We start from the raw sequence: 13,417 nt of genomic DNA on the forward strand, positions 1-13,417 counted from the left end.
TGAAATTTATGCAGATATACTATTAATTAAATGAATGAAGTTTTTACCCAAATGTGAAAAAAATTGCACTTATTACACTTATTATATTTATTACCTTAATTGCAAGTTTACCAATAGCCAATTCAGGAAGTCCAAAAATTATACGGTCTTATGAAAATTATAACTTAAACGAAACAGGTTATTCATCAAATAGTACAGTAAAGATAGGTCTTCTAAACAGGGACACAGAATTCTTTAATTCGAACTACAATGCAACTTCGGACAAATATCCTTTTTACATTAGTGGCAGCAACTATTACAACACCAGTGGGATCTATTTTTCTACTGATGCTGATAATCAGTCTATAAATCTATCATGGAATGAAAATGAGAGTTATTCAATGACTGAATCTTACTTCAAGGCTTCCTATGAAGGTCAATCTATTTCGGGTTGCTTCGGATTAAAGTATGGTTCTTATATCTCAATTATACAGGGTAAAAATGTTGATAAATTAGTGAAGCTAAGTCAGAATACCTTTTACAAGCTATCCTTTATTTTCAGTGGAAAATATGTAATATTTATGATCAACAGAATGAACATGTTATGCTACTCTAATTCATTTATGTCAAATTCTGATCAGAATATGTCAAAAAATATTAATTTAACAATTCAGGGGTATTATTACAACCTACTTTTCCAGAAACCTGCACTTCAGCATAGTAGAGTAACTATTTACCAGCCAATAAATAAACCCGATGCGGTTCAATTGAAACATCAAACACTCAATACCGTAGTGGGGAAGGATAAAGATTTATTATACGATGAAGAAACAGGCATATATTTCTTCGTTAGAGACAATAATTCAATAGTAGAATACAACACAGAATCAAACATGACGAAGTTAATCTACAGATCCAGTGAAAATTATATTATGACTGCAGTTTCTGACTCAAAGGATACGTACTGGCTACTAAGAAATGAAACTGGTTCAGAATACTGTATCGCAGAACTGAACAATTCAGATCTTTTTATAAATTTTGAAAAGGTTCCTGAGACTCCACCAGGAAAATTTGGTACTGTAATTATAAATAACGTTCTATCATTCTATAACCAAACAGAAGTAACCGATGCATTCAATCATCAAGTAGAGTTAAGTTACAGCAATCATATAATTGGATCCTTAACCGTAGTGGGTATTTCCCAGTACGAAGACACAACATACATATACTACAGAAATAAAACCACCCTATTATTACTGGACCAAAACGATAGTAAGATTTTAGAATTTGGAAATTTTCATTCAATATCAAATTTCACTGAGGAAAATGGGCAGTTGATATGTGGAGTTAGTTTTACCTCAAACCCTGAAAGTTATTATTATCCTGAACTTAACGTGATTTCCAGAAAGGCAATAAATTTCATGGATAAGGATGAGGTTGGATTAACCTATGAGGGATCTATGGATATACTGAACCTTTCTACTTATACCCAGAGCTTTTATCAGTACAGTGGAAATTTATCATATGTTTTCAGTGGTTCTTACATAAGCAATTCATACAACTCATTCTGTTTTTATATATATAATAATTCAGGCCATGTAAATTTAAAAATCAATGTTCCAAAAAATCAGTTATTCTCTCCAGATGGATATTTCAATTTTACAGTAACCGGTACATGTTCATTCGAATCAAACGTCTCAATAAGTGGAATTAGCATGGAAGGAAAAAACAAATCATCGTACAATATGAATCTTTCTTCGCTCAATTCTGGATCTTATATCTATACACTACAGATTCTTACTGGATCATTATACTATTTAGTTTATACGGGAACAGTAAAAGTAGATAGTTCATTTCCAACTTTAACATTTTTACAGAGCATCAAAAATGGTGTGTTTTCCGGAGAAATATTATGGTCTAAATATTACGATTCAGCAGGTATTACCCGCATATCAGTAGATGGCGTAAATAGCACCATAAACTACCTTAACTCAACAGTCTCATTCTTCATACCACTTTATTTTAAATCAGAATATATTCAATTTGAGATAAGCTTCAGGGACAAATACAACGTTTCGCGATCGATTAAAATTAAATTGGAGTATTATAATGAAAGGGGATCTGGTCTATTCCCAGACATATCCCAAAACCAAATATTCAGCAGTAACAAATTTAACATAACACTCTATGGGAATGGAAATAATGTATCCCATATTTTACTGGTGGTGAGGAATGGGTCATTTAGTAAGACCCTTAACTTTACATCAGATAGAAAATCAATCCATCTAAATCTGTCAAATGGTGATTATAGTTTATCCACATACGATCTATTCGTTGCTGGAAACACCGTATTTGAGGGCACAGTGAATTTCACCGTGTTATCAGAGAACCTCAGGGTAAAGGACAATAACACTGTAAAGAATTTCTATTCATTCTATGGTAATTCAAAAAACGATTCATTCCATTTTCATTTCTCTGCCAATATCGAGGGTATCTGGACGGTTAAAGGGTACCATGATGCTACAAATGTCTTCAGTGAGATGGTACATGAGGAAAATTTATGGCTGAACTCTTCAGGGATAAGGAATATCTTCAGGTACAATGGAACTACTGTGTTCTATCTCAACTACAGTTCAATCAATAATCATAATTATTCATCGAAGTTGAATATAAATGTTAATAATTCTATCCCATATTTCATAACAAAGTCCTACTACTATACCAACACATCCATTCTCAATTTGTCTAAGGCATTCAGCTCAAATGGCAGAATTTATTACTACCAGAATGGAAAAATGAGGGAGTTCAACGGTTCAATATATCTAAACCACAGCGGAAATTTCAGTTTTAAATTTACAATCTGGTCAAGTTCAATGAATCATATTTCACATTTCATATGGATTAAATTCAATACATCCACACCTGAATTCAGACTCAATGGCTTCAGTGGTGTCCTGCTAAAATCTCCCAGTTTGAAGCTAAGAGTTGCACCAGATGGAAATAGCCATATATCTAAAGTCTTCCTGATTCTAAATGATCGCGAGATTATTGAAAAAAATCTAAGCTTTACAATTCATTTCACACAGGATGGAGCTTACAATTTCACTCTTAAAATCATGGATAGATGCGGTAATATTAACACAACTGCATATTTTCTAAATGTAACCTATTATCCACTAATCAGGAGCATAGGCGTGTCATACCGCATGTTCTTCCAGAGTTTGGTAGCACAATCAGTCATTTCTGGAGATAACACATCAGCAATGGGGATAAGATGGTACATAAATGGGAACTATGTATCCTCAGGTGTGTATGAGAATACGTCTCTGCCAGTGGGCCTGGACCACGTTTCAATTAAGGTCAGATACGGCAACATCACAAAATATTATGGATTCACAGTTATCAGCCTTAGCAGTTACTTTTTCATACCTTTGCCAATTGCAGTTTTCGCCATATATGCGTTGAGGAATTTCCCTGTCAATACAAATTCTGAAGCCCTACTTAATACCATATTTTCGGAGGACGATAGTCCATTGAAAGAGGTAATCAGAAGGTTGAGAAGGAAGCATTTTTCCAGGAAGTTAATAAGAAAGAGTTTCAATCTGCTTCTTGAAAGAAATTTAATAAAGATTTCCCCAGATCCTGATGGTAAACCGAGGTTGGAGATATTGACTAATAATAAGAAAAAGTGATATACGACATTTCATTTATCCATCCTGTAAGGATGAAATCTATCTATCTGGTAATCGCTGTAATAATAATCGCATTAATGGTATCACCCATAATGAGTAATGCAGGAACGGTAAACGCAGGAACCTCAAATCACGGATCAGCAATCTCCGTGAATAATTATGTTAACAAACTGCAAAATGTGACAACGCCACCTTCAACTTTTCCAACAGTTAAATATTATTATGGAAACGATAAGTCATGCACAATTACAACAAGTCAATGGACAAGTATTTTCACAAATGTCTTTGACGATAGATCCATAATAGCATATAACTTTTCTTCCAATTCAACGCAATACCTGATAGTTTTTGATATCACATATCAGGGTTTGAATCCATACGGCGTTGAATATGTTAACGCACTATCTCACACAGGAAATCTGTCCAAGACCAATGAATTAAAAGCATTCTGGAAAACAGCGAATGAAACATCCCTAGTGAGTGGATATACAAACTGGAAAGCCCTGAGCGCAGGAGCATTCCCTGGCTTCAGCTGGTCAAAACCAAAGATTCTTCCTAATTACCTAACTGAGGAATATGTAGGAGCAATGGTTGCCGTTGTTGTATCAGTGTTTGTGCTATATTTTGTTTTCAACAGGAGAAAATAAAATTTTTTATCATAAAAGAATTTAATACACTCGATTATTACCAATAGATAATAAATGAAAGTTATTCTAGGTATCACTGGAGCCTCTGGCAGCATACTGGCCCAAAGGTTTCTTGAAACTGCAGATGCAGAAATACATCTGGTTATTTCATCAAACTCAGATCAGGTAATCCAGTATGAAACAGGGCATGACTCTTCATCGTTCAGAAAAATGGCATCATTTTCATATGATGATAAGGATGTAGCTGCAAGAATCAGTTCAGGAAGCTTTATCTTCAACGCCATGGTTGTAATGCCATGCTCAATGAATACGCTGGCAAAAATAGCAGCAGGAATATCTGATTCCCTCATAACAAGGGCTGCTGCAGTGGCACTTAAGGAAAGGAGAAGGCTAATACTTGTTCCAAGGGAAATGCCGCTGAGCGAGATAGCACTTGAGAACATGATACGAATCACAAGGGCAGGTGGAATTATAGCTGCAGCCATGCCAGCATTTTATACTAAACCCAGAAGTGTAGAAGACATGGTTGATTTCATGGTCGGGAGGGTTATGGATCTGTGCGGCATGGACAACACCCTGGTTAAGAGATGGAAGGAGGAAGAGAGAGATTAGGTATCTTGCAGACAACATGCTTGGAAGATTAGCGAGATACATGCGAATAATGGGTTATGATACATCATATCCAAACCTTGAAATATCAGACAGTGAATTAATTGAGATTAGCAGGGCTGATGATAGGGTTCTATTATCGAGGGATAAACAGCTTTGCAGTAGATATAAACAATCTATTTACATAATTTCAGACAGGATAGATGAACAGATAATACAGATTACAAATTTAGAAAGACCAAGAAAAGAATTTCTGTTTTCAAGATGCACCATATGCAATGGTGTTCTTGTGAAGGGTGATCATAATTGCGAAGAGGAATATGACCCCAGGAAAATAGATACAGTCTACCACTGTCCAAACTGTGGAAAATGTTACTGGGAAGGAACTCATTCCCATAATATACTGGCAAAACTGGAGTCACTGAAGGTGTACAATGAAACTCAGACAGAATGAAGAAGGATGGAGAGAAATCCTCATTGAGAACCTGGACGATCTATGGTATTTAAAAAATATTATAGACTCCGGTACAGTAATAAGAAAAACAGTTCTTAGAAGAGAAGAGAAAAGTGAGGATATGGAAAGGAGTAAGGAGACTTCCAGAAAGCCAGTCACCCTGGAGATAAGGCCAGAAGAGGTATATTTCCAGCCATTCACTGATAGACTGAGAATTCAGGGAATAATAACAAAAGGACCAGAGGGAACACTGGGACAGCATCAGTCACTTTACATATCTGAGGGAGAAAATGTGGAGATTCTTAAGGACAAATGGGACAGATCCAGCGAGAATCTAATCAGGGATGCAATGCTGAAAGCATCGAACAATGCTCTTTTCATAGTTATGGATGATGAAACTGCAATATTCTGTATACTTAGGGATTATGGGCTTCAGACACAGGCGAAGATATACTCAGGAAAATCTGGAAAGGAATATGCTGGGAATTATTCAAGAAAAAACTACTTCGAGGAGATATTAAGGACTCTTAATTCAATAAAATTCGCAGGTCCAGTTGTAATAACCGGTCCAGGTTTTGAAGGGGAAATGTTTGAAAAGTTCCTGAAGGAAAACAGCAGTGGTATGAAGATTAATTTCGTGCCATCAACGAGAGAGGATGAAAACGCAGTCTTTGAAATAATAAACACTGAGGCAGTCAGGAAAATAATAGGTGACTCCAGATCAGCCAGGGAGAGAAAATACATGGAGCAATTCATGGAAGGGTTGGCAAGGAATTCGATGGTAGCCTATGGAAGGGAAGAAATATTAAGACTTTCATCAACTGGAGCCATTGATAAATTGCTTGTTCTGGAGGATAGTTTTAGAAATGAGGACTTTCAGAAAATAATAGAAAATGTCAGTTTATCAGGGGGAGAGGTGATAATAATGAGTTCGGATGGGGAATATGGCAAAACACTGAAGAACTTTGGTAATATTGTCGCGCTTCTAAGGTATAATGCATAATAGATATTGGGACAACCGTTGGGAAATTCTCAATTTTAATATACTTTCTAGATATTCAGAGACGCTGCGGAGGTTGTCGAGCTAGGTTAAAGGCGATGGATTTAGGGTCCATTCCCGTAGGGGTTCGCCGGTTCGAATCCGGCCCTCCGCATTTTATCTCTTAATCTGATACGTCATCATATTTACATTTCTATAGCGTCATCCTCGTTGTTTTAAGAGGAGAAAGAACCGTGGCCGATTTTTATTTAGAAGTTCCTTGTGAAATTTCTTTACATCTATTATGACACACATCCAAATTAGATACCACTGCTTCGCTTCTGATGAAGTAAAGGGGTAAGTTGTATTAGTTCTGAACTTGTTCTGCTAGGAGTGATTGGACTTCGCAGGAAAACCATTAAAATTTAAATTTGTAATAATAGTAGATATACTTATCAACAATTCTTAAACTAGCATAAGTCATTGAAATAAAAGTGCAAATTAATGAAAAATTTGCACTTTCAATTTATAGAATAGGCTCCTCTCAAATTATAATTCAAGTGTACTCCATCAATGACGGGTTGGTGAATTTTATAAACACCAAAAAGTATGTATAATTAATGCACATAATTATATGTGTCAACCCACAGACTTAATGTAACTATTCCTGATGATGTATCAGATATTCTCAAGACCAAGAAGAATAAGTCAAAGTTTCTTACTGAAGCAGTTAGAGAGAAAGTAATCAACGACAAGAAAAAGGAAATTGTTGAGAAAGCAAGAAAATTAAAGAAATATTACGAGATTGATGAGGATCTAACATCTCTGAATTCTATGGATTCTGAGGATTTCGTCAATTGAGGGAAAAAGTTGAAACAGGGAGAAATTTGGTTGGTTAATCTCACACCAACAGTTGGTGCTGAAATTACGAAAACAAGACCTTGTGTTATTACAAGCAGCAATGAGATTGGAATTCTTCCTTTGAAGGTAATCGCACCCATAACAGATTATAAGACACATTATGATGGGTTACCCTGGATGTTAGAGATATCTCCTAATGGGTTCAACAACTTATCCAGGAGATCTGTTGTAGATTTATTTCAATTGAGAACAGTTTCAAACGTAAGATTGATTAGAAACATAGGTAAGATAACGGAAGAGGAATTTCAAAAAATCCTTTACGCCATAAAGATAGTTTTTGGAATTTATTGAAATATTAGTTTTAGTCTAACTAATTTTAGCAGTTTTTTTATATATTGCCTATCATCCTATTATAACAGAGAGCAGGTTGTCGAGCCAGATTAAGGGGTGTGAATTTATGGTTCATTTCTGCATGGATACTCCTGTTAAAACAGCCCCTCCATATTATCAATTCTTAAATTATTACAGATTCGCAGATAAATGAAATTATGGGCTTTATAATAATATTAAATAAATCCATAAGATGTGAATGTAGGGGATGAAATCATTATAAGTAAATTAATGATAGTTGTTGAGAGGAGGAAACTTTTCATCATCTACGTGATGAAATATTTGTGTAAATTTATACGAATACACATCTTCTCATACTTTGTCATTCATTTTCAAAAATCACCACACAAACCCAAGGAAAGATTTCGTAGATACGAATAATTTATAACCATTATTAGCAATTATGAATTTATGTTAATACCTGTTTCAAGGAACATATTTAGATGGAGATCAAATGATCCAGAGCTGGGAATAGATCAATATGGCACGATGCTTCTGAAAGGAGATTCTATTGTTATAATAGATCCGCCAATGGTTCCAGGATTAGTTGAGGCAATCAAGACACTGGGAAAACCTGAGTGCGTAATAATGACCAGTCCTGCGCATTCAAGGGGAAGTAACATTCTTGCCAGGCGACTGGGCATTGAATTATACATTCCAGAAATCACAGAGAATGATGAAAAAGAGAGGGAAATAAAATCTCTTCATCTGGACTGGGCAAAAAGATACAATGAACATACGAAATTACCAATTGGAATAAAGGCTCACCATATGAGACCAATGACAGAAAACGGCGATATTGTAGTTGATGAAATGGAACTTGAGTTTGAAAACTTCCTAATTCTTGGAGATTCCGCATGGGGCGTCAATGGAAAGATAAACTACTTTCCTGCCAATATTATGCCAGACGAGGGAAGAACAAAGGAAACTGCCAACAGAAAAGCTCTTGAAGCCCTCATAAAAAAGACTGCAGCAAAAAGCCTCATTTCCGGCCATGGAGAAGTAATCCATGGCTTATCCTGATTGTCCCTTATGAAGCATAAACATAAAATCGGGAACTGAAAAAAGTCAATTACAACAAAATTATTGACAAAATTATTACTATGTGAGTAATTTATACACGGGATATACGTATGATAAATAAGATTGAACCAATTATATTGTTTGTTAAAAATTTCGGCGAATGTAAGAGCTTCTACAGGGATAAGCTTGGCCTTAAGGAACAAAGTCCCTCCAACGACGAAAATTCTAATTTTGTAACATTTAGGCTCGCAAACATCACATTTTCCCTTCATGGTGGTTTCAAAGGCACACAAACAGGACCACTAAATATCCATTTCGTTACAGAAGATATTGAAGAAGAAGTAAGAAGATTAAAAAATTCAGGAGTAAGGTTCGTCAGAGAAATAGAGAATGTTCCATGGGGTGGAAAGGAGGCAGCGTTTATAGATCCTGATGGAAACGAAATGGATCTATATGAGCCCGCATAGTTTTATCAGTAATAGGAGTTATAAATAAAACAATATCACTTTAGTAGATTTAGATTATTTTTCCACAATTGATCCAAAATATTGAATTTCCATTTAGCATTATGAATTATGACAGATAAGAGCGAAAAAATAATACTTGTAACTGGAGGTTCTAAGGGAATAGGAAGGGCTATTGCAATTAAATTAGCAGAATCAGGATATACTGTTGCAATAACATATAACAAATCAGAAAAACAGGCTAAAGAATTATCAAATGCTTACAGTAACATCCACCCATTCCATGTTGATGTAACTGATCGGGAGCAGATAAGAATGATGGTGAAAGATATCCACGAGAAAATTGGCACACTGAGTGGAATTGTAAATGATGCTGGCATCTGGCATCTATTTCCCTTCGAGAAATTTGAGGAAGAAAAATATCAACAGATCATGGACACAAACCTTAAAGGTCCTGTATATGTGGTTCTGGAAACACTTAATGACCTGAAGATGAACAGGGGAACTATAGTTAATATAGCCTCCAATGCAGGTGTTGGAACCGCAGCAATGAATACAACATTCTACTCTGTATCAAAGGCTGCTCTCATTATGCTGACAAAAAGAATGGCCCTAGAGTTTGAATCATATGGAATCCGTGCAAATGCTGTTGCCCCAGGATGGATCAAAACGGATCTTACAGTAGGAGGAAAGACAGGCGAAGAGGTAAAAGAACTTGAGGAAAGCTTCATTTCCAGGTCAACAGTAAAAAGAACCGGAAAGCCAGAAGATGTGGCGGAGCTTGTTGCATATCTTTTATCAGATGTATCAGAATTCATGAATGGACAGGTTCTTGTGATAGATGGGGGTAGAAAGGATAATCTTACCCATTCTATCTAAATCAGTTTTTTCCAGTTTGTGACTTTTTCATTTCATCTTTCTTCTTTTTTTGAGTTTTAAAAAACTTACAGTATTCTGAAACATTACACTGTTCGCATTTTGGTCCTACCGGCCTGCATATTTTCTTGCCGAACTCTACCATCATGGGATTCAGACCTAACCAAAGTTTTTCTGGAATAAGAGACCTCAATTTCATTTCAGTAACATCTGGGTCACTGGAATCAGACCATCCAATCCTCGTGCTTATTCTCTGCACATGGGTATCAACCGCGATTGCCGGTATTCCAAAGCCATCAGATAAAACCACATTCGCAGTCTTCCTACCAACACCCTTAATCTCGGTAAGTTCTTCAATTGATCTTGGAACCTGACAGTTATACCTATTCTTAAGATACTTTGCCGCCTCTATAACTCTTGCAGCCTTTACAGTTTTAAAGCCGACCTTATTAATGATGGTTAAAACATCATCATACTCAGCTTTTGATAATCCATTACAGTCATGATACCTTTCATACAGACCTCTTGCTGCCTTATCCGTAACCTCGTCTTTCGTTCTGTGGGACATTATGGTGGTAATAAGAACCCAGAAGGGATCAGAGAACTCAAAGTGGTGTGGTGGGCTTTGCTGTTCCATAAGTTCAATAATTCTGGAAACGTTTGCCTTATCATCTCCTCTATTGGAAACCATGGAAATGTAAATATAAACTATTTATTAAGTTAAGTGCATACAGACCCATGGAAGGTTATGATTTCCTGATTATAGGTTCTGGAATAACAGGAATCAACATTGGAATGGAGCTCACAAAAAAAGGTTTCAAAACACTTAACATAGACAGGTCTATGGATCTTGGATATCCTGTTTCTGGAAGTTGTTTCATTTCCCTCAGTGTATTCAACCAATATTTCAGGAGTTATGAAGAACATGTAAACGGAATTTTCTCATCCATAATTATCAAAGATGAGAATTCTGAGGAAGAAATTTCTCTTTCCGCTGAAAAAAAAATAGTAAGCATGGACAGGGAAAAGATTGTGCGTCAGATGGCAACCGATCTCTCTCAGATTGGTGGAAAAATCAGCATAGCATCAACAATGAATACATATAATCTTGCTGAAAACGGCAGGCTGAGGGTAAATCTGAAAAGGGAAGGAAAGGATACATCTGCTGAAATAGGAAAGATAATCCTTGCAACTGGAAATCCTGAGGAGAGTTCCATCAGGCATGATAAAAATTGTAAATTTACCAGATCGCGTTCAGTTTATTCAAGGGGAAAACTTGGGAAATTTCCTGTGGAAAGTTTCAGGGTTGCCATAAATAAGGATATGGTTTCCATAGAGGCAATATATATGGGCTCTAGAGAAGTACTTCAGATAAATCAGGAACAGGAGGCTGTAGCCGGGGCAGAGGCTACATTCAGGTACGGTACACTGAAACATAGTTGCTTTCCGCAAACTGATCCTGATATTATTGCATCAGGAAATATGCTTGGAACGGCAAATCTCACAGGTACAGGAATAGGATTTTCCATGGATTATAACCAGTTCCTGATTGACAGAATTTCAGGAGACAGGGAAGAACTACTGGAAAAATATAACTCAATGAATCTAAAAAATGACTTCACAAGAATGGATCTGGTTGACTCTATACTTCACAGGATACCCGTATATTCCTAATCCTCGAACTCCTTTAGCAGATCAGGATTACCCTTCATTTGCCCCCTCATCATTTTCTTAAGGGCACGGTTACCCTTCATCATTTTGGCATTTTCCTTCATGGCCCTGAACTCCTTCAGGAGGTTTCTGACGTCCTGCTCCTGAGTTCCAGAACCTCTGGACACTCTTCTGATAACCTTTGCATTTATTATTTCAGGGTTCTCAAGTTCTTTGTAGGTCATAGAATCAAGGATGACTGTATATTTACCTATTTTTTCCTGTGCTGCATCAAGATCAAGCATATTACTCGCTCCCTTTGGCATCTTTCCAACGGGAATTGAATCAAAAAGTCTCTTCATCAGTGAAGGTTTCGCGAACTTTTCCCATATATCGTACATATCCATGAGGTTAAATTTTCCACTCATGATCTTTGTCATGGTCTCTTCAGCTTTTTCGTCACTTATGTCTGCCTCCTGTGCAACATCAAGTAAGGCTTCTGGGTCTCCCATGCCAAGAAGTCTTCCAAGGAATTTCTTCGGGCTGAATATTTCAAAATCCTCCAGATGTTCTCCAGTTCCGATCATGTAGACAGGCACTCCAGTCTGTGCAACGGCGCTAAGCGCTCCTCCTGCCTTTCCCGTTCCATCCATTTTAGTAATAATTACACCAGTGAGACCTGTTGCATCCATTAGGGATTTAGCCTGCGGTCCAGCCTGCTGACCGACTGTTGCATCAATCACCAGGAGAACTTCGTCAGGGTTAACAGTTTTCTTTAGCTTAGTGATTTCATCCAAAAGGTCGCTATCCAGTGAATCTCGTCCACTGGTATCAACAATCTTTACCTGAATATCCTTTAATTCCTCAATGGATTGATTGAATATCTTTACTGGATTCTTCTCTCCCTTTATACCAAAGAACTTGGCTCCTGTTTGCTCTGACAGGGTCCTTAACTGCTCAAATGCAGCCGGCCTGTGTACATCACAGGCAACAAATCCTGTAGAGAGACCCTTCTTTATAAAGAATCTTGCAAGCTTTCCAGCAGTGGTTGTTTTTCCCTGACCATACAGACCAACAAGCATTATTGTCTGGGGCTGTATCTTCAGGTTTGATGATTTTCCCAGGATAGCGAGCAGTTCCTCATAAACAATTTTTAAAATGTAGTCCTGTGGAGTCATTCCCGCTGGTGGTTTCTCATTTTCTGATCGTTCTTCTATCTTCCTGCTGAGATCAAGCGTAAGTTTGACATTCACGTCTGCTTTAAGAAGAGCCCTCTGAATATCCCTTATCATCTCCTTAATTACATTTTTGTCAATGTAACTGGAGCCAGTTATCTTCCTGAAAGTTTCTCTCAGTGAGCTTGATAAATTATCCAGGGCCAATGCATGTCACCCCTAATACTCTCTCCACCTGTGGCCACATTTAGCGCAGGTATATATTGCCGTCTCGGGTTCATCTGCCGCCCTTGTCTGCTTCAGAACATAGTAGGCACCTTTATTTCCACACTTTGGGCATACTGCCTCCGAATCAAGAGGTTCAATATGAACCTCCTCTTTAATCATCACAACATCCTTTTCAGTACTCTTTGCAACAACCTTTCCATCCATTTTTCTGTTACCCTTTTCCTCATGTCCACAAACGGGGCATATATTCTTGTCTCTTCCTGGTATTATAAGTGATCCGCATTTTGAGCAAAACATAATCACATATATCCTGTCCTGATATTTGTCAATTGCTACATGATTTTGCTTTTCACATGATCATCTGCCACCTATTCAACTATGAAAATTTAT

Annotated in this window: 14 protein-coding genes and 1 tRNA gene; 12 read left to right on the plus strand and 3 right to left on the minus strand. The window is 36.9% G+C overall.

The window, feature by feature from the left end:
- Positions 1 to 53: 53 nt before the first annotated feature.
- The 11 genes from CSP5_RS01625 (at position 54) to CSP5_RS01675 (ending at position 9,977) form a co-directional block, all read left to right on the plus strand.
- A complete protein-coding gene (locus CSP5_RS01625; protein ID WP_148689536.1) occupies positions 54 to 3,671 on the plus strand; it encodes a hypothetical protein in 3,618 nt (1,205 codons plus the stop codon).
- Positions 3,672 to 3,703: 32 nt separating this feature from the next.
- A complete protein-coding gene (locus tag CSP5_RS01630; RefSeq protein WP_172399374.1) occupies positions 3,704 to 4,318 on the plus strand; it encodes a hypothetical protein in 615 nt (204 codons plus the stop codon).
- A gap of 54 nt (positions 4,319 to 4,372) precedes the next feature.
- Entirely contained in the window at positions 4,373 to 4,930 is a 558-nt protein-coding gene (locus CSP5_RS01635; RefSeq protein WP_021789184.1) for a UbiX family flavin prenyltransferase, read from the plus strand.
- Positions 4,845 to 5,381 carry a Mut7-C RNAse domain-containing protein gene (locus CSP5_RS01640; protein WP_277868665.1) on the plus strand — a complete coding sequence of 179 codons (537 nt, stop codon included), beginning with the start codon at positions 4,845 to 4,847 and terminating at the stop codon, positions 5,379 to 5,381. Before CSP5_RS01635 ends, CSP5_RS01640 begins: the two co-directional genes overlap by 86 nt.
- Positions 5,362 to 6,384, plus strand: a complete 1,023-nt coding sequence (locus CSP5_RS01645) for an mRNA surveillance protein pelota (protein ID WP_077075887.1) — start codon at positions 5,362 to 5,364, stop codon at positions 6,382 to 6,384. The genes CSP5_RS01640 and CSP5_RS01645 overlap by 20 nt, the downstream gene beginning before the upstream one ends.
- A gap of 66 nt (positions 6,385 to 6,450) precedes the next feature.
- Positions 6,451 to 6,535 (plus strand) — tRNA-Leu (locus CSP5_RS01650).
- Between the two features lie 461 nt (positions 6,536 to 6,996).
- On the plus strand, positions 6,997 to 7,221 hold the full coding sequence (locus CSP5_RS01655; RefSeq protein WP_021789181.1) for a hypothetical protein: 225 nt from the start codon (positions 6,997 to 6,999) through the stop codon (positions 7,219 to 7,221).
- 9 nt (positions 7,222 to 7,230) lie between these two features.
- On the plus strand, positions 7,231 to 7,572 hold the full coding sequence (locus tag CSP5_RS01660) for a type II toxin-antitoxin system PemK/MazF family toxin (protein WP_077075888.1): 342 nt from the start codon (positions 7,231 to 7,233) through the stop codon (positions 7,570 to 7,572).
- 450 nt (positions 7,573 to 8,022) lie between these two features.
- On the plus strand, positions 8,023 to 8,634 hold the full coding sequence (locus CSP5_RS01665; protein ID WP_148689537.1) for an MBL fold metallo-hydrolase: 612 nt from the start codon (positions 8,023 to 8,025) through the stop codon (positions 8,632 to 8,634).
- A 110-nt stretch (positions 8,635 to 8,744) separates the two neighbouring features.
- Positions 8,745 to 9,101: a glyoxalase superfamily protein gene (locus CSP5_RS01670; protein WP_148689538.1), complete on the plus strand. Its 357-nt coding sequence runs from the start codon at positions 8,745 to 8,747 to the stop codon at positions 9,099 to 9,101.
- 108 nt (positions 9,102 to 9,209) lie between these two features.
- Positions 9,210 to 9,977, plus strand: coding sequence for an SDR family oxidoreductase (locus tag CSP5_RS01675; RefSeq protein ID WP_021789177.1), 768 nt, complete (start codon positions 9,210 to 9,212; stop codon positions 9,975 to 9,977).
- A 1-nt stretch (position 9,978) separates the two neighbouring features.
- Here the strand turns inward: CSP5_RS01675 and CSP5_RS01680 are convergent, their stop codons facing one another.
- Positions 9,979 to 10,665 carry an endonuclease III domain-containing protein gene (locus CSP5_RS01680; RefSeq protein WP_021789176.1) on the minus strand — a complete coding sequence of 229 codons (687 nt, stop codon included), beginning with the start codon at positions 10,663 to 10,665 and terminating at the stop codon, positions 9,979 to 9,981.
- Positions 10,666 to 10,712: 47 nt separating this feature from the next.
- On the opposite strand from CSP5_RS01680, the gene CSP5_RS01685 reads away from it, so the two are divergent.
- The gene (locus CSP5_RS01685) at positions 10,713 to 11,648 is read left to right on the plus strand and encodes an FAD-dependent oxidoreductase (RefSeq protein WP_077075893.1); all 936 of its coding nucleotides are present in this window, start codon (positions 10,713 to 10,715) and stop codon (positions 11,646 to 11,648) included.
- Here the strand turns inward: CSP5_RS01685 and CSP5_RS01690 are convergent.
- Positions 11,645 to 13,006 carry a signal recognition particle protein Srp54 gene (locus CSP5_RS01690; RefSeq protein ID WP_148689539.1) on the minus strand — a complete coding sequence of 454 codons (1,362 nt, stop codon included), beginning with the start codon at positions 13,004 to 13,006 and terminating at the stop codon, positions 11,645 to 11,647. The genes CSP5_RS01685 and CSP5_RS01690 overlap by 4 nt on opposite strands.
- A gap of 12 nt (positions 13,007 to 13,018) precedes the next feature.
- The gene (locus tag CSP5_RS01695) at positions 13,019 to 13,324 is read right to left on the minus strand and encodes a transcription factor S (RefSeq protein WP_021789173.1); all 306 of its coding nucleotides are present in this window, start codon (positions 13,322 to 13,324) and stop codon (positions 13,019 to 13,021) included.
- Positions 13,325 to 13,417: the final 93 nt, after the last annotated feature.

The sequence above is a fragment of the Cuniculiplasma divulgatum genome (assembly GCF_900083515.1).
In the GTDB taxonomy this organism is placed as follows: domain Archaea; phylum Thermoplasmatota; class Thermoplasmata; order Thermoplasmatales; family Thermoplasmataceae; genus Cuniculiplasma; species Cuniculiplasma divulgatum.